The sequence below is a fragment of the Metaclostridioides mangenotii genome (assembly GCF_018917235.1).
Taxonomy (GTDB): Bacteria; Bacillota; Clostridia; order Peptostreptococcales; family Peptostreptococcaceae; genus Metaclostridioides.
The window spans coordinates 248,183-274,760 of the sequence record NZ_JAHLOF010000003.1 but is presented as its reverse complement, the minus strand read 5'-3'; the positions used below and the strand labels follow the sequence as shown (position 1 = coordinate 274,760).

Sequence of the window (26,578 nt, the reverse complement as noted above, 5' to 3'; positions counted from 1 at the left end):
GGTAAAATGATGAAAAAGTTATCAATATTATTATTAAGTATCATTTTAGCTGTAGGGGTATTAACTGGATGTGCAAATAAAAATGACCGAGGAAATACTAAAGAGCAACCTAAAGCAGAGACTAAAACTGTAACGGTAGCTTCACCTGATGGACTTCCAACAATATCAATAGCAAAACTTATAAAAGAAAAGCCAGAAATCAAACCAAACTATAAAGTTGACTACAGTGTAAAAGCAACTCCAGATGAACTATCAACAACAGTAATGAAAGGTGATGCGGATATTGCTATAGTGCCTTCAAATATGGCTGCCATTGCTTACAATAAGACTAAAGATTATGCTATAGCAGGAACTACAGGGTCTGGGTCGTTATATTTAATTTCAACAGAGGAATTAAATAGTTACGATGACCTAAAAGGAAAAACTATAGTAAACACTGGGAAAGGTCTTACACCTGATATAACAACTCAAACTATTTTAAAGGATAAAGGTATCGATGTTAGTAATGATGTAACTTTGGACTATGTAAATGCAGTTAGTGAACTAGTTCCAATGATCGTTTCAGGAAAAGCAAATACGGCGGTTGTACCAGAGCCAGCACTTAGCGCATTGATGGCTAAAAAAGAAAATGTAAAGATATTTAAAAGTCTAAATGATGAATATAAAGATTTGAACGAATCAAAATTTGGATTTCCTCAAGCAACCGTAATTGTAAAATCGAGTTTTCTAAAAGATAACAAAGAATTTGTGGAAGGATTTTTAACAGAGGTAAACAAAAGTGTAGTTTGGGCGAACTCAAATAAAAGTGAATTAGCAAACTATTGTGGAGAAATAGGAGTTTCTACAGAGAAGGCTATAATAGAAAAATCAATAGAAAGAGCAAATTTAAAGTATATACCCATTAATGAAACAAAGAAAGAGTACAATACATATTTCAATTATTTATTTGACAGCAATCCAAAATCATTAGGAGGCAGTTTACCAGATGAAGGAATTTTCATGGAAAAATAGATCTCAAGTTTTTATTGCGACACTGCTTTTAATTGCAATTTGGGAGATAGCAGCAATCATAATCGATAATAGTATATATCTTCCAACTGTAGAAGTTGTCGTAAAAAATTTAGGTCAAATTATTGTACAGGATGATTTCTTTTTAAATATATATTATTCTATGTATAGGACATTAGTAAGCTTCATGATTGCGTTAATATTAGCGTTAATAGCTGGAATAGCTTCATCATTTACTATGATTATAAGAAATATATTAAGACCTATAAACGCGCTTGCTACTTCTATTCCTACCATGATACTCGTTGTACTTTCTTTAATATGGTTTGATAAAAATAATGCACCCTATATAGTTGGAGTGTTTATAGTGTTTCCATTATTATTCGATGCAGTTACTAGTTCTATAGATAGTGTTGACAAAAACTTAGTTGAGATGGCAAAAGTATATAAAGTTAGTACAATAGAAATTATAAGAAAAATATTTTTTCCGGCTATTAAATTTCAAGTATTAGGTATGTTTATATCATCTTTTTCATTAGCCTTTAAGGTAGTTATAGCTGGAGAAGTATTCGGACAGCCAAAGTATGGAATAGGAACAGTTATACAATATGAAAAAATGAACTTCAATACGGAAGCAATTTTTGCTTGGATTGTTATAATTGCATTAATTTCGTTTTTTCTTGGTTTACTTCAAAATTTAGGCAAAAAATCAATGTTTAGGTGGATGACATAGATGGATATTATTATAAAAAATTTGTATAAGAGTTATGAAGAAAAAGACGTATATAAAGACTTTAGTATAGATTTTATAGAAAATAAAGTAAATACAATAGTAGGAAAATCGGGTTGTGGAAAGACTACACTTCTTAAAATTGTTTCAGGGATGGAAAAGAAAAATGATGGTGAAATCCTTGGTGTAGACTTGAACTCCATAAGTTATATTTTTCAAGAGGATAGGCTATTAGATTGGCTTACTGTAGAAGAAAACTTAGAATTTGTACTAAAAAATGATTATGATAAAAATTTCCTTAAAAAAGTATGTAGTAAGTATTTAGATATGGTTGGTATAGTAGATTACAGAAATTATTACCCACAAAAACTTAGTGGAGGTCTAAGGCAAAGAGTAAATATTGCTAGGGCACTAGCTAAACCGTCAAAGCTTATATTAATGGATGAACCATTTAAATCAATTGATATTATCAATAAAATGGAGATAATGAGCTCTTTTAAAGATATAATATCAAAAGAAAAACGAACTGTACTGTTTGTTACACATGATATTGAAGAAGCAGTTTACTTTGATGGATTTATATATGTGTTGGGTCAAAATCCAGTTAAAATTGTGAAACAATACGAGAATAATGACAACATATCTAATAGAATATTAGATATAAAGGAAGATATAATAAAAAATATATAGCCAATTATGTAACTGATAAGAGCTGATACAGCATAGTGTATATCTATGTTGCATCAGCTCTTTTTACTTAATATCATTTGTCTGAATAAATTGGAATAATTTTTTATTGGTAACTTAGCATCAATATATGGCACCTTAGAGAACTACTAGTTGTATTAAATAAATATTCAATGTATACTCAATTTATCTAATATTTGTATATGAAATTTAATATAAAATATAAAGCATTTGTGAACTAGTATTTTACGAGGAGGATATATGAAAATTATAGTTGAACATACTTCCTGTGAAGAGAACAAAATCATTTTAAAATGTGCACACTTAGACGATGAAATGTTAGAAATATTAGCATTTTTGAAAGAAAGAACTATAAAATTATTAGCACACCGAGATGGAGAAGTTTTTATGTTAATGCCAGATGAAATTTTCTATGCTGAGACTTTAGATGGAAGAACGATACTTTATACAAAAGATGATATTTTTTATTCACAAGATTCACTTGCTCATCTGGAAACAAAATATTCAGATATGGGATATATTAGGATAGGAAAATCACAGCCAGTAAACTTAAGATATATTAAAAAACTGAAAAATATGTCCAATAGGCGCATAGAGGTAACTCTAAAAAGTGATGAAAAATTAATTGTATCAAGGCACTATATTCAGGAATTTAAAAGTAAATTAGGAATCATATAATAATGGTAAAATAGGAGGATTATAAATGAAAGATAAAAGAACTTTAGATTTAATACAAAGATATTATCTGTTTATTTATGAGTCGAAGACTACATCTGGAGTTTACTTCTTAGCATTTGTGATTTTGTATCTGTTTTTAGGGTTAGCAGTACCACAAAAGGTTACTGTAGATATTATTACTGCAATACAAATGATGGGAGCTTGTTTTCTAATAGGGTTTAGTCAGCATGCTATTGTGTCATATGAAAAAATAACAGTAAAACGAGCTTTTATTTGGATGATATTCTCAACAATAGTCACATTTACTTTTTCTATAGGATTTAGATGGTTTGAAGCATATCCCACTTGGTGTCAGGTAGTATTTTATACTTTTATGATAGGTGGGTTTGCAATGATGTGGCTAGCAGTTAAATGGCACTCCGAAAGAGAAAATAAAAAACTTAATGATAATTTAAAATCTTATCAGAATAAATTAAAGTAGATTAAAATAAATTCGAGTACAAGATCAATTATTAGAATTTTATGCAATGATTCTAAGTCTAGGTCTCTTGATTATAAGTAGTAATGTGTAAATTATAAGGGGGGTACTTTTATGGATGTTATAGTTGTTGACAATATAACCGTAGATTATGGTGGAGGAAAAGGTGTATTCGACCTAACATTTAAGGTGAGAAGTGGAGAAGTACTAGGCTTTTTGGGTCCAAATGGTGCTGGGAAAACTACTACAATTCGTCAGTTGATGGGATTTGCTCATCCAGATAAGGGAAGTTGTAGTATTCTTGGACTCGACTGCAAAAATAAAACAGCAAAAATTCAAAAAGATATAGGTTATTTGCCAGGCGAAATTGCATTTATGGGTGATATGACGGGGATGCAATTTATAAAATTTATTGCGGATATGAAGGGTTTAAAAGATTTAACTCATGCATATGAGCTTATATCTTATTTTGAACTCAATACTAGTGGAAAAATAAAAAAGATGTCAAAAGGTATGAAGCAAAAGATAGGAATTGTATGTGCTTTTATGCAAAACCCTAAAATACTAATTATGGATGAGCCTACTAGTGGCTTAGACCCCCTAATGCAAAATAAATTCGTAGAGCTTGTAAGATTAGAAAAAGAAAAGGGTACGACTATATTGATGTCCTCACATATGTTTGAAGAAATTGAAAGAACTTGTGACAGAGCAGTTATTATTAAAGAAGGTAAGTTAGTAGCTGTCGAGGATATGGGAACTTTAAAAGAAACAAAGAGAAAAGGATTTATAGTTACTATGCAAAACTCTATTATGGCAAAGAGTTTTGCTAATGAAGTAGACGGTGTGGAATCAGTCAAAGAAAACGTTGTGACTGTAGGTGTAAAGGGAGATATAATGCCTTTTATAAAAGCTTTAGGAAAATATACCATATTGAATTTAGAGCCAGTAACTCAAAGTTTAGAGAATTTATTTATGCACTATTATGGAGGTGTAGAAAATGATTAGTATGCCATTGTTTAAAAGGGAATTAAAGTCTATATGGAAGATATTTATCATATTTTTAGCTGTACTTACAATGTATACAACAGTTATTTTATCTATGTTTGATCCAGATCTTGGAAATATTTTGGCAGACTTTGAAAAAGCTATGCCTGGGATAATGGCAGCAGTTGGGATGAAAGGTGCAGGGGCTACTAGTTTAGTTGGCTATGCGGCGTCATATCTGTTTGGATTTATCATGATAGTGTTTCCAATGATATTCTCTATAATTTTATCGAATAAATTAGTTGCTAAGTATGTAGATAATGGATCAATGGCTTATTTACTAGCTACACCAAATACTCGAAGAAAGATAGTATGTACGCAGGCAATATTTTCAATTTTATGCACGGCACTCCTTATTACATTAGTAACGATAATAGGAATTACGTATAGCGAATATGCATTCCCAGATGAGTTAAATATACAAAAATATATACTTTTAAGCGTTGGTGCTTTTGGATTACAAATAGCAATTGGTGGATTTGGTTTTTTAGTTTCTTGTATAAGTAATGAGACAAGAATATCATATTCTCTTAGCATTGGTCTACCAATAGCTTGTTATATTATTCAGATGGTTGCAAACCAAGGAGATAAATTTGAAAATCTAAAATACGCAACATTTTTCACATTATTTTCACCTGAAAAGATTGTTGCTGGAGATAACGAGGCACTTTGGATGTTGGGTGGCTTATATATAGCAGGAGTTATAATGTATATAATCGGCTGTAAGTGTTTTGAAAAACGCAATTTACCAATTTAAATATACAATAACATTAATAGACAAAGAGTGGGAATTAGTACTTTACTCTTTGTTTTATTGTTTTGTGAAGCTTGTTAGTACCACAGTTAATAATGTATACTATTAATTATTGAGATTTTGTTTAACATAGTTTAATATAAGGGGGAAAGGCTAAGTGAGTTTTATAAATTGCATACTTTTTAAAGGCCTAACAGAAGATGAAGTAAAAACTACACTTGATTTATCGGAGTCTAAAAGATTTGATTACAAAAAAGATTCGTGTATATTTGAAAGAGATGATATACCAGAATACATGTATGTACTGATAAGTGGAGCTGTTCAAATAGAGAAAGTCGATGTTAACGGAAAGCGGATAATTATGAATGTATTTAGAGAAGAAGGAACTATCTTTGGAGAAGTTTATTTGTATTTGAGTCATCACTCTTATGACTATTCTTGTATAGCAATAGAAAAATCAGAAGTATTAGCTATTCCAAAGTCCTTCTTTGATGCAAATAATGGAAGCAATGAAATACTAAGAAAGATAACATACAACATGCTAGAGATACTTTCAGAAAAAGCTTATCATTTAAATCAAAAAGTTTTAATTTTAGGTAGTTTTTCACTCCGCCAAAAATTATCAAACTTTTTACTACAAAAATCTAGAGATTCGGGTACGATACAGTTAGGATTTAATAGAGAGGAGTTGGCGGACTATATTGGAACTACTCGTCCATCGCTCTCAAGGGAATTAATGAACATGGAAAATGACGGATTGATTAGAGTTGAGAAAGACGTAATTGTTATAATAGATATGGAACGTTTAGCTGAAATTTCATAAAAAAATTAAAAAAGTTTTTAACATGTAACATATGTTACAGAATAGCCTCCTAATTTGCTTTATACTTTTAATTACAGAAAGCGAAAAAAATTTAGGAGGTTTTTAATATGAGTAAAATGTTTTGTTATCAATGTCAAGAAACAGCTGGAAATAAAGGATGTACTATGGGTGGGGTTTGCGGAAAGAAACCAGAAGTTGCAAACGCACAAGACTTTTTGATTTGGCTTACAAAAGGTACATCAGAAATAACAACAAGACTTAGAAAAGAAGGAAAAATAGTTAGCAAAGAAGTAAATCATTTAATAACTTTAAATTTATTTACAACAATTACAAATGCTAACTTTGATATAGACGCAATAAATGCCAGAGTAGAAAAAACTTTATTAGTTAAAGAAGAATTATTAAAAGAACTTTCAAATAAAGATAATTTATCAGAGGCTGCTCTTTGGAGCGATAAAAATTCTAATGTTTGGGCTGAAAAATCTACATCAGTAGGAGTTCTTTCAACAGAGGATGAAGATATTAGAAGTTTAAGAGAACTAATAACATATGGTTTAAAAGGATTATCAGCTTACTCTAAACACGCTAATGTACTTTTAGAAGATGATGAAGAAGTAGACAAGTTTTTACAGATAGCTTTAGCTTCAACTCTTGATGATAGTTTATCAGTAAATGATTTAGTAGGATTAACACTAGAAACAGGAAAATTTGGTGTTGCAGGTATGAGTTTACTTGATAAAGCAAATACTACAACTTACGGAAACCCTGAAATGACAAAAGTAAATATAGGAGTTGGAAACAGACCAGGTATACTAGTTTCTGGACACGACCTAAGAGATATGGAAATGTTATTAAAACAAACAGAAGGAACAGGAGTAGATGTATACACACACTCTGAAATGTTACCAGCTCACTACTATCCAGCATTTAAAAAATACGATCATTTTGTAGGAAACTATGGAAATGCATGGTGGAAACAACAAGAGGAGTTCGAATCATTCAACGGACCAATTTTAATGACAACAAACTGTATAGTTCCGCCAAGAGATAGTTACAAAGAAAGAATTTATACTACAGGGGCTTCTGGTTTCCCAGGATGTAAACACATTTCAGGAGATATAGGAGAAGAAAAAGACTTTAGTGAAATAATTGAACATGCTAAGAAATGCCAAGCTCCAAAAGAAATAGAAACTGGAGAAATAATAGGTGGATTTGCACATAATCAAGTATTTGCACTTGCAGATAAAGTTGTAGAAGCAGTTAAGACTGGTGCTATAGAGAAATTTGTAGTAATGGCAGGTTGTGATGGCAGACAAAAAGGTAGAAGTTACTACACAGATTTTGCTGAATCACTACCAGAAAAAACTGTAATACTTACAGCTGGATGTGCTAAATACAGATATAATAAATTAAATTTAGGTGATATAGGTGGAATACCTAGGGTACTTGATGCTGGTCAATGTAACGACTCATATTCACTAGCTGTGATAGCACTTAAACTTAAGGAAATATTTGAACTAAACGATATAAATGATCTTCCTATAATCTACAACATAGCTTGGTATGAGCAAAAAGCAGTAATAGTACTATTGTCTCTACTATATTTAGGAGTAAAAGATATACATCTTGGGCCAACTCTACCAGCATTCTTATCACCAAATGTTGCGAATGTATTGGTAAAAGAGTTCGGGATATCTGGAATACAATCAGTAGAGGAAGATATGGAACTTTTCTTCCCAGAAAGTAAGGAAGGTGAAGAAGTGGAAGGTAATAATAAAATAACAGGAGATATGATAATGGGTGATGTACTTCGTGCTCATCCAGAATTAGCACCAGTTTTCATGGATATGGGAATGCATTGTCTAGGATGCCCATCATCTCAAATGGAAAGTATATCAGATGCTTGTGCAGTACACGGACTAAAAGAACAAGAAGTATTAGATAAATTAAACAGTTTTTTAAATAAGTAATTTAAATCAAATTGATATGGACTAGATATTTAAAAAATATCTGGTTCATATCTAATGAATGATAAGAAGGTGAAAAAATGAGCAAATATTTAGGACCTATTCATTTTCTAGTTTACGGAAAAGTTCAACAAGAAGAAGATATGGTAGAGAATATATTAGATTTATCAAAAGAACAAGGTTGGAACATAGGCTTAAAAGACGAAGTTGATATGAAAGTTGGTGTAATAGAGCGAGCGCCACTTGATACAGTCATAGATACTGGTAATATTCACGGTTGGCTTCAGGATCAGGTATCTCTTGTGGAAAAACGCTTTGCTTATGTAGTTAGTAAATTGCTTTTAGAAGAAAAAAATAGAAAAGATTTATTAATAAAAGTAATGAAAGAATTAGGGCGTGAAAATTCAAGGGAAATTGAAAACATAGAATCAATTACTCCAGAAGATATATATCTGACAATAAACAAGATATTTTTAGATGGAATGCCATGTGATAGAGCAAATGAAATAATCGAAAAAGATGATGATAAAGTCGTTTGGAGGCTTAGAATAGATGTTCATGAAGAGTATTGGGATCATGGAATTCCAGTTCAAGTTTATCACGATTTAAGAAAAGCTTGGCTTGATGGATATGTTGAGAATTCAGGCATCGAATTAGAACAGTTAGATGGCAACACTTATCAACTGATGAGGAGAAGATAATATGTATGCTATAGAAGTTTTAGTTAAAGAACACGAAAATATTTTGAGATTCACTGATCAAATGGAAAGAATATGTATAAAAATCATTGATGGAGCCGAAGTAGATACTAATTTGTTTAGAAAAGCAATAGTTTTTATAAGAGAATACGCTGATGCACATCACCATGGTAAAGAAGAAAAAATATTATTTCAATATATGATTGATAACTTAGGATCAGTTGCTAATACTCTTGTCAGAAATGGTATGCTAGTGGAGCACGACTTAGCAAGATTAAACGTACTCGAAATGGAAAAAGCTATAAATAGATATGAGGAAACTCATAGTACAGAGGATAAACTAAGTATAATTTCAAATATGATGGGATATACATATTTACTTAGACGTCACATCGAAAAAGAAGATGGAGTGGTTTATCCATACGCAGAAAAAAACCTTAGCCAAGAGCATTTAGACGAAATAGATATTAAATCTAAGGAAATTGAAGATGGAGTAACTGAAAGAGAAGATTACTCTGAACACCTGAAATTTTTAGATAATCTGAGTCAAATGTAATAACTACCCTTAAAGTAGACTAAATATTAGTCAAACTACTTTAAGGGTTTTTGTTTTTAAAAATCTGTATTGACATTTAATATTACTGATGATATTCTTTGTATAAAGTTACAATATATTATACATTTGTACAATATAAAAAACGAAATCGTCTTATATATAAGATATATGTAATTTAATATTTATATTGTTTATAAATATTATGGATTTTTTAAGTATGTACTAAATATTGTACATATTAAAATAAATATAATATGTTTGAAAGGGGACTATTATGATAACAAAGAGAATTGAATCTACAAGACAGAATTACATTAACTCAAAACCTGCTATTTCATATGAAAGGGCGAGAATTTGGACTGAATCACATAAAAGGACTGAAGGCGAGTCAGTCGCAATCAGAAGAGCCAAAGCATTTAGAGATACGTGTGAGCAACTAGATGTAAATATATTTGATGGCGAGCTTATTGTTGGCGCTATTGGTGAATTTAGAAAATGTGGAATTCTAACTCCTGAGTTTTCTTGGACATGGGTTGATAGAGAGATGGATAACTTTGATAAAAGAATTCAGGATCCGTATATAATGACTGATGAACAAAGAGCTTTTGTTAGAAAAAATATATTTCCATATTGGGAGGGAAAATCTTTAGAAGAGGCGTTTTTATCTCGTTTACCCGACCAAACTGCAAAAGTAGCAGTTGATACAGGGTTTGTCGATAACGACTCAAAGTGGAGACAAGCGGTTGGAGAAATTACCCCAGATTATCAAGATGTACTTTTCAAAAAAGGCTTTGCGGGTATTATCGAAGACGCCAAAGAAAATATGTCTAAACTATCTATAACTTCATCAGAAGATATGGAAAAGAAAGAGTTTTATGAATCAATCATAATCACTTCTGAAGGGATTATAACATTTGCAAATAGATATGCGTCTAAGGCAAGAGATATGGCATATAAAGAAAATGATATCAATAGAAAGGATGAATTGATAAAAATAGCTGAAATATGCAATATTGTGCCAAAAAATCCTCCAAAGACATTTTATGAAGCTATTCAATTCGTTTGGTTTACACAAGTTGGAGGTATAATTTCAGAAAACCCGCTTGCACTTAATCCAGGGAGATTTGATCAATACATGTATCCTTACTATAAATCAGACTTAGAAAAAGGATTAATGACTCAAGAGCAAGCTCAAGAACTTGTGGATTCACTTTGGTTGAAGTTATCTGAGTGGGTTTGGACTATTTCAGCTAATACAGCTGATTTCTTCGCGGGATACAATCAATTTCAAAATCTAACAGTAGGTGGAAAAACAAGAGAAGGTAAGGATGCGACTAATGATGTTTCATATTTATGCTTAAATGCAACGGAAAGAGTAAAAACTCATCAACCAGGTTTAAGCGTTAGGATCCATCAGGATTGCCCTAGTGAATTTTTAGATTCTGTTACTAATTTGGTGAGTAAAGGAACTGGATTCCCAGCTATTCACAATGACAATGTAGGATATCAAATGCTTATAAATGCAGGATACGAGCCTGAAGATGCTAGAGATTGGAGCAACTGTGGATGTGTTGTACCACATTTTAGAAAAACGGGAGAGTGGACATCTGCTGTAAATATTAACTTTACAGCTGCTCTAGAATTTGCATTAAACCAAGGTGAAAGTAGAATTTCTGGTGAAAAAATTGGATTAGATGAGAATAATCCTGCAAAATTTGAATCTTATGAAGAAGTTGAAGAAGCTTTTTACAAACAATTTGATAATTTAATTGAGCATTCAATTATAGCGACATTGGTAGCACAAAGACTTCATAAAGAGATGGTACCAAGACCGTTTTTATCATCATGCATAGAGGATTGCATGATAAAGGGAAAAGATTTAGTAAATGCCGGTGCAAAATACAACTTAGGACCAGTTTTAACAGGTATAGGTTTAGCAGTTACTTCAAACTCTCTAGCTGTTATTAAAAAACTTGTTTTTGAGGATAGAGTGACTACAATGGAAACTATTATCAAAGCACTTGATGCAAATTGGGATGGCTATGAGGAGTTAAGACAACTTGCTCTAAACGTACCCAAATACGGTAATGATATAGATTTTGTAGATGATATTGCAATAAAAATGGCAAATCATTACTACAGTGAAGGCCATAAATATACAGACATAAACGGAAATAATTTCAACACTGCATTTATGGGGATTTCTAACTATTTGCCAACTGGAAAGGTTGTTGGAGCTACACCATGTGGTAGAAAAGCAAAAGAACCATTATCTGAAGGAGTATCACCATTTGCTGGATCAGATACATCAACACCACTAGCAGCGATGAGATCTGCAGCAAAACTTAATCAGGACGTTCACTCTGGAGGAACTTTATTGAATTTAAGATTAAATGAGGATTTAGTTAAGACAAAGAGAGGCCAAAGCAATTTGGGGTCTATGATACAATCATTTTTCTCTTTAGGTGCTTTCCATGTTCAGTTTAACACTATATCTACAGAAGTACTGCGTAAAGCTCAGGAAAAGCCAGAAGATTACAAAGATTTATTGGTTAGAGTTGCAGGATATAGTACACAGTTTGTAAATCTATCTAAATCTATGCAAGATGCTATTATAGCTAGAACTGCACATGAAAATTACTAAATATAAAATTTATTTTAAAATATCAAGATAAAAAATAGATTGTTAAATGAGATATAAAAAAACCGGATTAGATCTAGGAGGAAGTAGTATGAAAGATATTAGAGGATATATAATGGAACCACAAAATTTTTCTGTTAACGACGGTGATGGAATAAGAACAAATATATTTTTTGCTGGCTGTCCTCTAAGATGCAGTTGGTGTTCAAATCCTGAGAGCCATACCTCTTCCAATAAAATTGCTTATTACAAAAAGACTTGTGTAAACTGTAAAAAATGTGTAGATATTTGTGAGAATGATGTAGGGATAGATTTAAACGATAAATCTAATAGAATTAAGTGTAATTCATGCGGTAAGTGTTCAGAAATTTGTCCAACGAAGAGTAGGAAAAATTTAATTTATAAATATAGCTTAAAAGATATAATGAAGGTAATAGAAAAGCAAAAATTATTTTATAATTTTTCCGATGGAGGAATGACTTTTTCAGGTGGAGAAGCAACTCATCAAGAAAAATTTCTAAGAGAACTTGTAAATGAGTGTTATGATAAAGCAATAGATATGGCTATAGAAACGTGTGGTTATTTCGAATTTGATAAAGTCAAAGATATCTTAGAAAAATTAGATTTGATATTTGTAGATATAAAGCACATGGATGATGATAAGCACAAACAATTTACTGGGGTAGGAAATAAAGAAATTCTTGGTAACATATCGAAAATGAATGAATTAAAGGTACCAATTGTAGTTAGAATTCCTGTAATTGATGGAGTAAATTCTGATATTGAAAATATCAGAGCAACAGCTAAATACATCAAAGATAATGTGTCAAATCCAAAGATAGAATTATTGCCATACCATTCCTTTGGAGATGGTAAATATGAAGCATTAGGTCTTAATATACCATCAGAAAAATTTAAAAGACCTTCTTTAGAAGATTTAGAAAAACTATATGAAATCATAGAAAAAGAAGGTGTAGAAATAGTAAGCTACAAGTAAATTGAGATGTATGTAAAGTGCTAACAAAAGTTTTAATAAAAAACATTTGTTGGTACTTTTTTTATGTAAATTAATTGATATTGATTATGTAGGGAAAAAGAAATATAATTAAGTAAATGATAATGAATTACAATTTCAAATAGATTAATAATTAACCAATTTAGAACAAACAAAATATCTGATAAAAAGGAGTTCTGGAAAATGAAACATATATATAAGATTAATACAAAAGAGAAGCCTACTTCAATGCTTAATCAATATACTGATATACGTATGAAGTTTTCAACAATGCGAAAACAAAATTCAAATCTAATCATTAGTGAAGAAAAAGAAATCATCTATGATATAAAACCAGAGTACGGCAGAGGTTTTATTAAATATTATAAATTAATGGACGATGTTATGCTTGTAATTTACGATACAGTATTCGATAATGAAATGATTACTGAGTTCGATTTATCTGATGAATATTTTGAAATAGAATATTGTATAGACGGTAGTCTCACATTTATAGAAGATAGAGTAGGTAAGATGTGTTTAAAATCTAATGAGCTATCTATTTCAATGTCCCGTGAAACATGTGGAATGGTTATAAATCGTGCTGGCCAAAAATATCAAGGTATTTCTATAATGACAGAGAAAACAGATATTACATCATTTTTTGGCAGTAGTGGTATTAAATTGTGGGAGGATACTATTGAAACCTTAGAGAATGATCTTAGAAATCAATACTATCAAGGAATAAAAGGATCACCTGAGGTATCCAATATATTTCTACAAATTTTTAATTGTAAATTGCCTTATAGATCTAAAATTTTGTTTTTTGAGAGTAAAGTTATGGAGTTATTATCAAAAATTGCTTCATATGAAATTTTAGATAATAACGAAATATATAACACTCAGTTAGATGAATTTGAGATTTCTCAAATTAAAAAAGTTCCAGAGATATTAATGGAAAATTTATATGAGCTTCCAACGATAAATGTTATCTCAAAAAAATTAGCAATTAACAAAAATAAGCTGACAAAAGGTTTTAAAGCAATATATGGTGATACTATATTTAGATATCATAGAAAAATGTGCCTACAAAGAGCGACTATATTGTTATCAGACACGGATAAATCCATAAGAGAAATAGCACTAGATGTAGGTTATTCTAATCCGAGCAATTTTTGCTATGCTTTTAAAAGGGAATTTGGTATAACTCCAATGCAATATAAAGTTGACTCAACAAAATTACCCAGTTAACTTAAAAATTTAAACAGATATATTTATATATCAAAGGATTTGCGAAATGCACTTGGAGTTATACCGTAAACTTTTTTAAATGCTGCTGAAAATTTACTTGCACTTTCATATCCTAAGGTTGAAGCAATATTGTGTATACTCATATCATCATGTGATAAAAATCTAAGAGCTTGTTCCATTTTTTTGTGCTTGATATACTCGTAAATTGTTTTGCCATAGGTAGCTTTAAAGCACCTTCTTAGTTTAGATTCACTCATCTCTGCAATATTAACCATTTCATCTATAGTCGGTGGTGTTAAAATATTCTTATCCAACTCAGATTTTAACAACCACATAAACTGTAAATTTTGATAGCTTAAATGGTTATGACGTGATTTACTTAGAAGTGTTTCTTCATTTTCTAAATTACGTTTAATTATTGAAAATATTTCATAAGTCTTTCCTAAATAATAAATAAAAGGCAGATCTGATCTTCTTATTGCATATTTCAACTGTTCAAATATCATAATCAATTCAGGAGTATTGTAATGGTTTAAATTTATTATTACATTGTCAGATAAATTATAAGAAAACTCATCCATATATTTTGTAATAAAATCTTCATGTAAAAGGGCAAAAGTATACCATACAGGTTCATCTGTACCAATAGTTATTTTAAACTGCGTTCCTTTATTAATCAAAAGGTGTATACCTTGGTATAAACGTTTTGTTTTTTTCCCATTCTCTGTAATAGTTATGTTTCCGCTGTATAAAGAGCATATTAATATATGATTATTAGGAATATTATAAATATAATTAACTGGTTTAAGCAGAGTAAAATAAGCATCACTGAATATTAATCCGTCGTAAGGAATAACTTCCACAAACCAACTATCTCCATTTTCTTTAGGAAGTCGATAAATACTTCCATTCCCGTATTTAAATTTCTTGCAATTTAGTTGTAATGCAAAGTCACTAATCACTTCAGTTCTTTTATCATCTATATTCATGAATTTATCCTCTCATATATTATTGTATATGCAATTTTATAATTATATCCACATGTTAACATATTAATATTTTTAAAACAATATATCAAATGATCCAAAACGGTATAATTATACACCAATTTCACAATTTAATTTAATAGAAATAAGTTTGTATGCATTGAGTTTACTTGACTTTATACGTTAGTGTTAAATTTAGAACCTAATTTAATGCAAATGATAATTATTGACAGTTGAAAAAGCGTATTGATATAATACTCATGAATCGATTATAGCTAGCTAATGTAATTCAAAAGTTATTTATGAATTTTTTATACAATAATGGAGGGATAAATGAAATCAAAAAATTTATACTTAATATTTTAGGATAAGTATATATGTAATAAAAAATACTTAGCTTAAATCATTATAAATATGAGGAGATACGAGATGAGTCTAAAAAAAATAAAACTAATTACTATAGCTTGTATAGTTTTTATGATATCTATGTTAGCAATTGGGTGCACTAATAGCAGTAGTAGCAGAGAAAAAATGGAGGAAGCTTCTAAAACAAGAACTGTCAAAACAGTTAAAGGAGATATAGAGGTGCCTGTTAATCCTAAGAGAATAGTTATAAATTATTTTCAGGGTGATTTGCTCGCACTTGGTGTAAAGCCTATAGCTATGAATACAGTTGGAGGAAAAACTGCGTTCGAAGAAGAGCTTAAGGATGTTAAAGAAATTGAAAAATGGGAACCAGAAGAAGTAATGGCACTTGAACCTGATTTGATAATAGTAATTGATGAAGAACAATATGAGAAATTACATAAAATTGCACCAACGATACTTGTTCCTTTTACGGAAATGTCTGCTAAAGAGAGACTAACTCTTATAGGTGATGCTGTTGGAAAGCAAGAAGAAGCTAAAAAATTACTTAATGATTTTGACAAAAAAATAGAAGAAAGCAAACAGAAGCTAGAAAAAGCAGGAATAATGGATAAAACTTTTACTTTATTAGAGAATAATTCAGGAAAAGTATGGGTGTTTGGTAATAAATGGGGTAGAGGCGGAGAAGTATTTTATGATTATCTTGATCTAAAAGCCCCTGATATTATTGAAAAAGAGATAATAGATGGAGATCAATATAGGGAATTATCATTAGAAGCTTTACCTGAGTACTGTGGCGATTTTATAATTAAGTCGGTTTGGGACGAAAAGGACAATCTAAAAGATAATAATCTGTGGAAAAATATATCAGCAGTAAAAGAAGATCGAGTTATAACTACGAATGCTGAATTATATTACTATATGGATATTTATTCTATGAATGCCCAACTTGATATTTTTGTCAATGATATTCTAAAAACTATAAAAAAGTAGAGCGAATTTAAATAGAAGATCTAGGTTGAATATAAAATATTTGTAAAATGAGGTGGCATAAAATGATAATGAAAAAATTGAAATTTATTCCTTTGGCTTGTATGGTTTTTATGATTTCAATGTTGGCAATTGGTTGTTCTAATAGTAGCAGCAATAGCGAGAAAGAGTCAGAAGGCGAAGCAAAAACTAGAACGGTAAAAACAATTAAAGGTGATGTTGAAGTTCCTGCTAACCCAAAGAGAATAGTTGTAAATTTTTATCAAGGGGATTTGCTGGCATTAGGTGTAAAACCTATAGCAACAGAAAAAGCTGAGGGAGAAGTAGCTTTTAAAAATGAACTAGATGATGTTGCAACAATTGATAAATGGGAACCAGAAGAAGTAATGGCACTTGATCCAGACCTTTTAATAGTAACAAGTGAGGAAGATTATGAAAAATTAAATAAAATAGCACCGACAATACTTATTCCATTCGGAGAATTTTCAACAGAAGAGAGAGTAACCCTTTTAGGTGATGCAGTTGGTAAGCAAGAAGAGGCTAAAAAAGTACTCGATAATTTTAGTAATAAAGTAGAAGATAGCAAAGATAAATTAGATAAAGCAGGAGTTATGGATAAAACGTTCACATTGCTAGAAAGTCATTCTGGAAAGACATGGATTTACGGAAATAAATATGGTAGAGGTGGAGAAATATTCTATGATTATCTAGATCTTAAAGCGCCGGCTGTGATAGAAAAGGAAATAATCGACGCAGACCAATACAGAGAAATATCATTAGAAGCTTTATCTGAATACTGTGGAGATTATGTAATTAACTCAACATGGGGCGGAAAGGATACTTTATCTAACAACGATGTATGGAATAATACTACAGCAGTAAAAGAAGGAAGAGTTATAAAAACTAGTGCAGAATTATACTTCTATGTAGATATATATTCTATGGATGTGCAGCTTGATAATTTTGTAGATGCTATTCTAGCTACTACCGATAAATAGAGATAATTTTGATAAAAAAATGTATGTCGGTCATACATAAAATACTCATAAAGGTGAGGCGATACAAAGTGATTATAAAAAGAATGAAATTTATTCCTTTGGCTTGTATGATTTTTATTATTTCGATGTTGGCAATTGGTTGCTCTAATAGTAGTAATATTAATAAAAAATCAGAAGCTGAGCCTAATACAAGAAAAGTAAGAACCGTTAAAGGTGATATTGAAGTTCCATCAAACCCAAAGAGAGTAGCTGTAAGTTGTTACCAAGGGGATTTACTAGCAATGGGTGTAAAACCTATAGCAACAGAAAAACCTAAGGAAGAATCAGCATTTAAAAATGAATTAGCTGGTGTTGCTACAATTGAAAAATGGGAGCCAGAAGAAGTAATGGAGCTTGATCCAGATTTGTTGATAGTAGTAAAAGAGGAAGACTATGAAAAATTAAATAAAATAGCACCGACTATACTTATTCCTTTTGGAGAACTAACTACGGAAGAGAGAGTAACTCTTATAGGTGAGGCTGTTGGAAAGCAGGAAGAAGCTAAAAAGGTAATAGATAATTTTAAACAAAAAGTAAAAGATAGCAAAGAAAAGTTAAATAAAGCAGGAGTAATGGATAAGACCTTTACATTAATAGAAAGTGATTCTGGTAAGACATTGATGATATTTGGTAATAAATATGGTAGAGGAGGAGAAATATTTTATGACTACCTTGACCTTAAAGCGCCAGATATAATAGAAAAAGAAATTATAGATGCAGACCAATATAGAGAGCTATCACTAGAAGCCTTACCTGAATACTGTGGAGATTATGTGATTAACTCAACTTGGGGAGGTCCAAATATCTTAGCAGACAACGATATATGGAATAATATTAAAGCAGTAAAAGAAGGAAGAGTTATAAAAACTAGTGCAGAATTATACTTCTATGTAGATATATATTCTATGGATGTACAACTTGATAAATTCGTTGATGCTATTCTAGATACTACTAATAGATAGATCTGTATAATTTTAAGTTTTATAAAATAATTATGTAAGAAGGAATTGAAATGCAAACACAAAATTTAGAATCACAAAAAAGAGGTAAAGTAGATTTTATATTATTTATGGCTATAGGCTTAGTACTTTTAATTATTTTTTTAGCTGGGTCCATTTCATTTGGTGCAGCTAATATGGATATAGCAACGGCATGGGAAGCTATAATAAAATTTAATCCAAATATAACTGAACATCAAATTATTAGGACACTTCGCTTACCTCGTACTTTCGGAGATATTATTGTTGGAGCAAGTCTAGCAGTTGCAGGGGCGATAATGCAGGGAAGTACGAGAAACCCATTAGCCGACTCAGGTCTTATGGGAGTAAATTCAGGTGCTGCCTTTGCAATAGCAATTTGTTTAGCTTTTTTCCCAGGAAGTTCGTATTCTAATCTTAGCTTATTTTCATTTGCAGGTGCAGGACTAGGAGTTGGGATAACTTATTTTATTGCTTCATTAAGTAAGAGAGGAATGACGCCACAAAGGCTTGTACTATCTGGAATCTCAATATCTATGCTTTTCAGTGCAATGAGTTCCTATATTGCAATTAAGTTTAATATTGGGCAACAGCTTAGCTACTGGTCATCAGGAGGGGTAGCTAGTGTTTCTTTCGGAGACCTTCTAGTAGTCGCACCGTGGTTCATTATGGGTATGATATTATCAATTATACTGTCCCCTTCAATTACAGTACTGAGTTTAGGTGAAGACGTAGCTAAGGGATTAGGTCAGAAGACCGTATTTGTTAAATCGGTAGCATCAATAGTAGTACTTATACTGGCAGGAATATCTGTTTCTATAGCAGGGCCTATAGGGTTTGTGGGACTTATTATACCTCATATGATGCGCTTCTTAATAGGAGTTGATTATAGATACATAATACCCGCATCAGCTTTATACGGGGCAGCTTTTATGGTAGGAGCAGATTTATTTGGAAGATTAATAAATAAACCATATGAAACTCCATTAGGAATAATGTTTTCAATTATTGGGGTGCCTTTCTTTCTTTATATATCAAGAAAGGAAAGGAGGTCATTTGAGTGAGAATAAATAATGTTATGAAAAAAAATATATTAACTTTTGTATTGCTATTAGCTTTACTATTATCAGTTATTGTTAGTATGAATGTTGGAAAGATGAACCTAAATCCAAGTGAAGTACTAAATGTCATACTTGGCAACGGGACACAAAAACAAAATTTAATAGTTTATGAATTTCGTCTACCCCGTATTGTTTTATCGATTCTTGTTGGTATAGGTATGGCAACTTCCGGTTGTATTCTACAAGCTCTATTTAAAAACGACCTGGCGGATCCAGGAATATTAGGAATTAGTTCTGGATCAGGATTATTTATGCTTATTTATTTATCAGTATTTGCAGTTAATGGTGTTTCTTCAGCTATTGCTTTACCGGTACTGTCATTTATTGGAGGAATGATTGCCGCAATACTAATTTATGTATTATCCTATAAACGAAACGCAGACATGTCTCCAACTAGACTTGTTCTTACAGGTGTTGCGATGAATACTGGATTTGGAGCTTTGTCACTGTTTATTACACTGAAATTAAACCGTAACCAATTTGAATTCGCACAAAAGTGGTTAGTAGGAAGTCTTTGGGGAGATGATTGGAGATATATAGCTATATTACTACCATGGATACTTGTATTTTGTTTATATGTTTATTATAAAGCTAGAACATTAAATATTTTAAATTTAGGTAATCAATTAGCTACAGGAGTCGGTGTTCCAGTAAAAAAAGAGTTCTTAGGATTATCTATATCGGCAGTAGCTTTAGCTTCTGGGAGTGTAGCATTAGGTGGATCTATGTTCTTTGTTGGACTGATTTCACCGCATATAGCTAGAAAGATAGTAGGCCCTAATCACAAGGTACTTCTTCCAAGTTGTGCACTAATAGGGGCACTGATTATGGTTTTAGCTGACACAATAACGCGTACTGTGAGTTTTGGTGCAGATATACCTACTGGTATTATTATCACTATTCTTAGTACCCCTTATTTTATATATCTTCTGGCTCGTTCAGAATAATTGTTCATATATATAGAAAGTAGGTAATAAAAAATGATTAGTATAGAAGCAAAAAATCTATCTATTGCTTATGATGAAAGTGTAATAGTAGAAAATCTAAATGTAGGTATTCCTGAAGGAAAAATAACTACTATTATTGGTCCCAATGGTTGTGGTAAATCTACTATATTGAAATCTTTAGGCCGTATTATGAAACCAAAGAACGGCATGATTTATATAAATGGTGACGATATTAAAAAATTATCAACAAAAGAAATTGCAAAGAGAATGGCAGTTTTACCGCAGTCACCACAATCTCCAAACGGGCTTACTGTGGGTGAGCTAGTAGCTTATGGACGATATCCACATCAAAAAGGATTGGGAAGTCTTACATCTGAAGATAAAAATATTATTTCTTGGGCATTAGATGCTACAAAGATCTCGGAATTTGCTGACAGATCTGTAGACACTCTTTCTGGTGGACAGAGACAAAGAGTTTGGATAGCTATGGCCCTTGCGCAACAGACAGGTATAATTTTACTAGATGAGCCTACTACGTATTTAGACTTATCTCACCAATTAGAAGTATTGGAATTACTATATGAATTAAATAAAAGACAAGGAAGTACGATTGTTATGGTAATACATGATTTAAATCTTGCAGCACGTTTTGCTGACTATATGATTGCAATTCGTAGTGGGAAAATTATTTCAAGTGGAACACCTGATGAAGTTATGACTAGGACGGTACTTAAAAAAACCTTTAATATAGATGCCGAAATAGTTAAAGATCCTAGAACACATCGTCCAGTATGTATTACTTATGATTTGATAAAAACTGATTACACAAATATAAGGAGAGTGAATTCTAATTGAATATATTGAGGAAGTTTTTCTCCTATTACAAACCATATAAAAAGCTTTTTATAGTAGATTTTACATGTGCTACTTTATCAGCCCTACTAGAACTTGTTTTCCCGCTTGCTATAAGTTTAGTTTTAGATGATTTTCTGCCAAAGGGAAATTGGACGTATATTCTTTATGGATGTATGATCTTATTCGGTATATATATAGTAAGTTCAATTTTACATTATATAGTTACATATTGGGGTCACAAGTTAGGTATAAGTATAGAAGCGGATATGAGAAAAGTACTTTTTGAGCATGTTCAAAGACTCTCGTTTAGATTTTTTGATAATAATAAAACTGGACATTTAGTTTCTAGGATGACTAATGATCTTATGGATATGGGGGAGTTAGCCCATCATGGCCCAGAAGATATGTTTATTGCAGCTATGACGCTTATAGGAGCATTATCTATTATGCTTTCTATAAATTTAAAGTTAACGATTATAACCTTTATAACTGTTCCATTTATTATATATCTTTCTTTATACTTCAGCAAGAAGATGGCTATTGCATTTGATCATATGTATGAAGAAATAGGTAATTACAATGCACGTGTAGAAAATAATGTTAGCGGAATGCGTGTTGTTCAAGCTTTTACGAACGAAGATTATGAGATAAATAAGTTTCAAAAAAATAATCATAATTTCTTTTTGACAAAGTGCGTTACGTATAAAATTATGGCTTGGAATTCATCTTTAAGTTTTATACTTATGAAACTAGTATCTATATTTGTATTATTATGTGGGACTTGGTTTGTACTAAATGGAGAAATGAGTAATGGTGAATTCATATCTTTCGTAATGTTATCAAATGTATTTTTATCGCCAATTGCAAAAATTGCATCAATTATTGAGACATATCCAAAAGGTGTAGCAGGATTTAAAAGATTCCTTAGTCTTTTAGAAACAAATCCTGATGTAAAAGATCAACCAGGTGCAAAGTCGATTGATAAGGTTAAAGGTGATATTTTATATAAAGACGTTACATTTAGTTATGATAGTGATGATATCAATGTTTTAAATAATATTGATTTAAAAATCGATGCTGGCCAAACTGTCGCATTAGTTGGGCCATCTGGATCAGGTAAATCTTCTTTATGCAGTCTTCTACCTAGATTTTATGATTTGGAAGATGGGAATATATATGTAGATGGAATTGACACTAAAAATATAACTGTTAATTCATTGAGAAGCCATATCGGTATTGTTCAACAGGATGTATTTTTGTTTGATGGTACTATACGTGAGAACATAGCTTATGGCAAACTCGATGCAACAGAAGAAGAAATCTGGAAAGCAGTAAGGCAAGCCCAACTTGAAGACGTTATACTTGCAATGCCTGATGGTTTAAATACATTTATTGGAGAAAGAGGAGTTAAACTATCTGGAGGTCAAAAACAAAGATTATCAATAGCTAGAATGTTTCTCAAGAATCCTTCTATATTGATATTAGATGAAGCTACTTCTGCACTTGATTCGGAAACAGAAGCGGCGATACAATTGGCCCTAGAAGCATTATCGAAGGGAAGAACTACTTTAATTATTGCTCATAGATTGTCTACCGTTAAAAATGCAGATAAGATCGTTGTTTTAAATAACGGTGTAATAGATGAAGTAGGGACACATAAAGAATTGGTAAATAATAAAGGGATTTATTCAAGATTGTACGATAGACAAAGTGTTTTAGCTTAATAAATGAACCCTCTAAAAAAGAGAATATAATAAAAAGTCAGGAAACGTATGTTTTCTGACTTTTTTATTTAAAAATATAGGTAAAATCACACCTAATATTTAATTTAAATTTTTTATTATTTATCTAATCAGCTTTTGGTTAAGTTTTATTTTTAATAATCAATTGAACATTTCATAAAAAGGTTTTTTCTCAACATAATCGGTGGCCATATCAACATATAAATTTTGAACTCTTTTGTTAATATAGTTTTAAGAAGGTTAATGAAAATAACTATCAATTACAATTAAAAGGAGGTAATTTAATGTTTAAAAAGTACATGACACTATTTATAGGTACTATTTTCATTTTTATGATGTCAGGATGTTCTAAATCTATTCGAACAAAGGCTGTAGATAATCAAAATATAGGAGAACATTCTCAAATAGATACAAATAATTACAATGACGCTTATCCTTTAGATATTAATGTCTACACAGATGAGGGTAAAGAAATAGTTCAAACTATAGATAAAGAACCTAAAAGAATTATAGTAATAGGCCAAGCCATGGCTGAGCTTATGATTGAGTTTGGGCTTAAGGATAGGATTGTTGGTGTAGGATATCTAGATCAATCCTCATCAAAATACGAGGATGAAGTTTCTAAGTTGCCAGTTATGTCTAAAACATGGCCATCAAAAGAAACTATGATTGCTCTGCAGCCAGATATTATTTATGGTATGTCTTCATCATTTAAAGAAGATAGAGTAGGTGATATTTCTTTCTGGAATGAAAGAGGTGTTTCAGTTCTTCCAGCAGTTAACTTTACGATAGGAAGAAGTATAGATGAGTATTTCAATGATATTAAGAACCTTGGTAAAGTTTTTAGCGTTGAAGATAAGACAACTAAGTACTTAACCGAAGAAAAAACAAAGATTAATAAAATAAAAAAGATCACAAAAAATGCAAAAAATAAACCAAATGTTCTACTTGTTGCAAGCTCAGGACGAGAAAATTATAATTACTATCCACGTTCAGGGTGTGTAATTGACGAAGTTATTGAGGATGTAGGCGGAAAGTACTTAGAACTTTCAAATGATTCGTATATAGAAATGTCGACTGAGTCTATTATAGCTGCAAATCCAGACAAAATAATTATTACTGAGTTTCAAGGTTCTGATAGTGAATCAATAAAAAATAAGTTACTATCCAACAAAAGACTTAAAAATGTGACGGCGATAAAAACAGGTAATGTAATGGTTGCGGATTATACAAATGCTATACGTGGAAGTACTGAACTTTCCGAACTGTATAAAGATGTTGCAAAATTTATTCAACCTGAGATGTTCGGAGGAAATTAGATATGTCTTCTTCAATACAAGAATTAAGAATAGAAAAGAACAATTTAGAGGGCTATGAGAGTATTTTAAGAAAACGTTCGGTATTTTCTACGACCATAATTGCTCTAGTTATTATTCTTATACTGTCTATCATAGTTTCGGTATCAGTAGGACAAGTTTCTATTCCGATCAATCAATCTTATCAAATATTGATTGGTAAGCTAACTGGTTTACAAATTAGCAATTCAGATCAATTAAAAATGTTTGAAGATATTATTTGGCAGATTAGATTGCCAAGAGTTTTGTTGGCGATGATTGCAGGTGTTGGTTTAACTTTATGTGGTGTGGTTATGCAGGCTTCAGTGCAAAATCCATTAGCCGATCCGTATATATTAGGAATTTCTTCAGGGGCTTCATTAGGGGCAACTTTCTCTATTATGATTGGCTTTGGATCAATAAGTATTCTTAGTGAGATAGGAATTGCATTTTGGGCATTTTTAGGCGCATTTCTTGCTTCTATTATGGTAATGGGGTTTGCAGGCATGGGAGGGAAAATGTCCTCTGTTAAATTGGTACTTACTGGCACCGTAATAAATGCTTTATGTAATTCTGTTTCAAGCTTCATTGTTTATTTTGCTAATGATGCAGAAGGCATCCGTTCTGTAACATTTTGGACAATGGGAAGCTTGAGTTCTGCACAATGGGGTAAGCTACCGGTTGTTGTTATTATTGTATCACTTGCTGTAATACTACTTTTACCACAGTCTAGGATTATGAATACCATGATGATCGGAGAAGAATCTGCGATAACATTAGGTATCAATCTTAATGCTTATAGGAGAGTTTATATGGTGATTTCAGTTGCGGTAACAGGTGTTATAGTAGCTACATGTGGAATCATAGGATTTGTGGGACTAATAGTTCCACATATTGTTAGAAGCATTGTTGGTTCTGATAATAAAATACTTTTACCTCTAAGTATACTATGTGGTGCGATATTTTTGATTTGGGCTGATATATTAGCTAGAACTATAATTCCATATAGCGAATTACCAATTGGTATTATTACATCTATACTTGGAGCGCCTGTATTTATGTATATGTTGATAAAAAAGAGTTATGGGTTTGGAGGTAAGTAGGATGAATTTAAAAGTTGATAACCTATTTGTTAGTTTATCAGGTGTAAAAATTGTCAAAGATATATCCTTATATGTTAATGACGGAAAATTCGTAGGGATTATTGGTCCGAATGGATGTGGAAAATCAACATTGTTAAAGAGTATTTATAAAGTTATTAAACCTGATAAAGGATCTGTTTTTTTAGGGGAAAAAGATATTTTAAGATCTACTCCAAAGGCAGTTTCAAAACAAATGGGAGTTGTTGGACAGTTCAATGATTTAAGTTTCGATTTTTCAGTTTATGATATGGTGATGATGGGGAGAACACCACATAAGAGCTTAATGGAACCAGATAATAAAGAAGATCATGATATTGTATACAGAGCTTTAAAAAAAGTAGATTTAGTTTCATACTCTGATAGAAGTTACTTAACTCTTTCAGGAGGAGAGAAACAAAGAGCTATACTTGCTAGAACTATCGCTCAACAACCTGATTTTTTGATTCTTGATGAGCCTACAAATCATTTGGATATAAAATATCAATTACAGATTTTCTCTATAGTTAAGTCGTTAAACATAGGAGTATTAGCTGCTCTACATGACTTATCAATTGCATCTAATTACTGTGATATATTGTACGTTATAAAGAATGGAGAGATAGTTACTTATGGAAAACCAGATCAAATATTAACTGAGGAACTTGTTAAATCCGTATATGAAATAGATTGTGATATATACACAAATCCTATAAATGGTAAGATGGCTATTTCATATAAATTGCCAGAAGCTGAGGATTATATATCTTAAATA

At 31.2% G+C, this 26,578-nt stretch carries 25 protein-coding genes; 24 read left to right on the top strand and 1 reads right to left on the bottom strand.

Annotation, left to right across the window (positions count from 1 at the left end; all coding sequences use genetic code 11):
- Nucleotides 1-9: 9 nt before the first annotated feature.
- The 14 genes from KQI18_RS06665 (at nucleotide 10) to KQI18_RS06600 (ending at nucleotide 14,330) form a co-directional block, all read left to right on the top strand.
- Nucleotides 10-1,011: an ABC transporter substrate-binding protein gene (locus KQI18_RS06665; protein ID WP_216467002.1), complete on the top strand. Its 1,002-nt coding sequence runs from the start codon at nucleotides 10-12 to the stop codon at nucleotides 1,009-1,011.
- Nucleotides 986-1,741: an ABC transporter permease gene (locus KQI18_RS06660; RefSeq protein ID WP_216467001.1), complete on the top strand. Its 756-nt coding sequence runs from the start codon at nucleotides 986-988 to the stop codon at nucleotides 1,739-1,741. Before KQI18_RS06665 ends, KQI18_RS06660 begins: the two co-directional genes overlap by 26 nt.
- Nucleotides 1,742-2,428, top strand: coding sequence for an ABC transporter ATP-binding protein (locus KQI18_RS06655; protein WP_216467000.1), 687 nt, complete (start codon nucleotides 1,742-1,744; stop codon nucleotides 2,426-2,428).
- 258 nt (nucleotides 2,429-2,686) lie between these two features.
- Nucleotides 2,687-3,124: a LytTR family DNA-binding domain-containing protein gene (locus tag KQI18_RS06650; RefSeq protein ID WP_216466999.1), complete on the top strand. Its 438-nt coding sequence runs from the start codon at nucleotides 2,687-2,689 to the stop codon at nucleotides 3,122-3,124.
- A 25-nt stretch (nucleotides 3,125-3,149) separates the two neighbouring features.
- Nucleotides 3,150-3,605 carry a DUF3021 family protein gene (locus KQI18_RS06645; RefSeq protein ID WP_216466998.1) on the top strand — a complete coding sequence of 152 codons (456 nt, stop codon included), beginning with the start codon at nucleotides 3,150-3,152 and terminating at the stop codon, nucleotides 3,603-3,605.
- A gap of 111 nt (nucleotides 3,606-3,716) precedes the next feature.
- The gene (locus tag KQI18_RS06640) at nucleotides 3,717-4,607 is read left to right on the top strand and encodes an ABC transporter ATP-binding protein (RefSeq protein WP_216466997.1); all 891 of its coding nucleotides are present in this window, start codon (nucleotides 3,717-3,719) and stop codon (nucleotides 4,605-4,607) included.
- Nucleotides 4,600-5,403, top strand: coding sequence for an ABC transporter permease subunit (locus KQI18_RS06635; RefSeq protein WP_216466996.1), 804 nt, complete (start codon nucleotides 4,600-4,602; stop codon nucleotides 5,401-5,403). Before KQI18_RS06640 ends, KQI18_RS06635 begins: the two co-directional genes overlap by 8 nt.
- 154 nt (nucleotides 5,404-5,557) lie before the next feature.
- Entirely contained in the window at nucleotides 5,558-6,223 is a 666-nt protein-coding gene (locus KQI18_RS14450; RefSeq protein WP_216466995.1) for a Crp/Fnr family transcriptional regulator, read from the top strand.
- 107 nt (nucleotides 6,224-6,330) lie between these two features.
- On the top strand, nucleotides 6,331-8,193 hold the full coding sequence (hcp, locus tag KQI18_RS06625) for a hydroxylamine reductase (protein ID WP_236887667.1): 1,863 nt from the start codon (nucleotides 6,331-6,333) through the stop codon (nucleotides 8,191-8,193).
- Between the two features lie 77 nt (nucleotides 8,194-8,270).
- Nucleotides 8,271-8,891: a hypothetical protein gene (locus KQI18_RS06620; RefSeq protein ID WP_216466994.1), complete on the top strand. Its 621-nt coding sequence runs from the start codon at nucleotides 8,271-8,273 to the stop codon at nucleotides 8,889-8,891.
- Nucleotide 8,892: 1 nt separating this feature from the next.
- Nucleotides 8,893-9,444, top strand: coding sequence for a hemerythrin domain-containing protein (locus KQI18_RS06615; protein WP_216466993.1), 552 nt, complete (start codon nucleotides 8,893-8,895; stop codon nucleotides 9,442-9,444).
- Nucleotides 9,445-9,718: 274 nt separating this feature from the next.
- The gene (locus KQI18_RS06610) at nucleotides 9,719-12,088 is read left to right on the top strand and encodes a glycyl radical protein (RefSeq protein WP_216466992.1); all 2,370 of its coding nucleotides are present in this window, start codon (nucleotides 9,719-9,721) and stop codon (nucleotides 12,086-12,088) included.
- Between the two features lie 88 nt (nucleotides 12,089-12,176).
- On the top strand, nucleotides 12,177-13,082 hold the full coding sequence (locus tag KQI18_RS06605; RefSeq protein ID WP_216466991.1) for a glycyl-radical enzyme activating protein: 906 nt from the start codon (nucleotides 12,177-12,179) through the stop codon (nucleotides 13,080-13,082).
- Between the two features lie 201 nt (nucleotides 13,083-13,283).
- A complete protein-coding gene (locus tag KQI18_RS06600) occupies nucleotides 13,284-14,330 on the top strand; it encodes a helix-turn-helix domain-containing protein (protein WP_216466990.1) in 1,047 nt (348 codons plus the stop codon).
- Between the two features lie 23 nt (nucleotides 14,331-14,353).
- Here the strand turns inward: KQI18_RS06600 and KQI18_RS06595 are convergent, their stop codons facing one another.
- Complete coding sequence (locus KQI18_RS06595; protein WP_216466989.1) at nucleotides 14,354-15,319, bottom strand: helix-turn-helix domain-containing protein; 966 nt, start codon at nucleotides 15,317-15,319, stop codon at nucleotides 14,354-14,356.
- A gap of 426 nt (nucleotides 15,320-15,745) precedes the next feature.
- Between KQI18_RS06595 and KQI18_RS06590 the strand changes: the two genes are divergently transcribed.
- From KQI18_RS06590 to KQI18_RS06545, 10 genes are all read left to right on the top strand, one after another.
- Nucleotides 15,746-16,675, top strand: coding sequence for an ABC transporter substrate-binding protein (locus KQI18_RS06590; RefSeq protein WP_216466988.1), 930 nt, complete (start codon nucleotides 15,746-15,748; stop codon nucleotides 16,673-16,675).
- 62 nt (nucleotides 16,676-16,737) lie between these two features.
- Complete coding sequence (locus tag KQI18_RS06585; protein WP_216466987.1) at nucleotides 16,738-17,670, top strand: ABC transporter substrate-binding protein; 933 nt, start codon at nucleotides 16,738-16,740, stop codon at nucleotides 17,668-17,670.
- Between the two features lie 68 nt (nucleotides 17,671-17,738).
- The gene (locus KQI18_RS06580) at nucleotides 17,739-18,671 is read left to right on the top strand and encodes an ABC transporter substrate-binding protein (protein WP_330654370.1); all 933 of its coding nucleotides are present in this window, start codon (nucleotides 17,739-17,741) and stop codon (nucleotides 18,669-18,671) included.
- Between the two features lie 50 nt (nucleotides 18,672-18,721).
- The gene (locus KQI18_RS06575; RefSeq protein WP_216466986.1) at nucleotides 18,722-19,750 is read left to right on the top strand and encodes a FecCD family ABC transporter permease; all 1,029 of its coding nucleotides are present in this window, start codon (nucleotides 18,722-18,724) and stop codon (nucleotides 19,748-19,750) included.
- Nucleotides 19,747-20,754: an iron ABC transporter permease gene (locus KQI18_RS06570; protein WP_330654369.1), complete on the top strand. Its 1,008-nt coding sequence runs from the start codon at nucleotides 19,747-19,749 to the stop codon at nucleotides 20,752-20,754. Before KQI18_RS06575 ends, KQI18_RS06570 begins: the two co-directional genes overlap by 4 nt.
- A 33-nt stretch (nucleotides 20,755-20,787) precedes the next feature.
- The gene (locus tag KQI18_RS06565) at nucleotides 20,788-21,609 is read left to right on the top strand and encodes an ABC transporter ATP-binding protein (protein WP_216466985.1); all 822 of its coding nucleotides are present in this window, start codon (nucleotides 20,788-20,790) and stop codon (nucleotides 21,607-21,609) included.
- Complete coding sequence (locus tag KQI18_RS06560) at nucleotides 21,606-23,333, top strand: ABC transporter ATP-binding protein (RefSeq protein WP_216466984.1); 1,728 nt, start codon at nucleotides 21,606-21,608, stop codon at nucleotides 23,331-23,333. Before KQI18_RS06565 ends, KQI18_RS06560 begins: the two co-directional genes overlap by 4 nt.
- 302 nt (nucleotides 23,334-23,635) lie before the next feature.
- Entirely contained in the window at nucleotides 23,636-24,670 is a 1,035-nt protein-coding gene (locus KQI18_RS06555) for an ABC transporter substrate-binding protein (protein WP_216466983.1), read from the top strand.
- Between the two features lie 2 nt (nucleotides 24,671-24,672).
- Entirely contained in the window at nucleotides 24,673-25,788 is a 1,116-nt protein-coding gene (locus tag KQI18_RS06550; RefSeq protein ID WP_216466982.1) for a FecCD family ABC transporter permease, read from the top strand.
- 1 nt (nucleotide 25,789) lies between these two features.
- Nucleotides 25,790-26,575: an ABC transporter ATP-binding protein gene (locus KQI18_RS06545; RefSeq protein WP_216466981.1), complete on the top strand. Its 786-nt coding sequence runs from the start codon at nucleotides 25,790-25,792 to the stop codon at nucleotides 26,573-26,575.
- The last annotated feature ends 3 nt before the right edge of the window (nucleotides 26,576-26,578 follow it).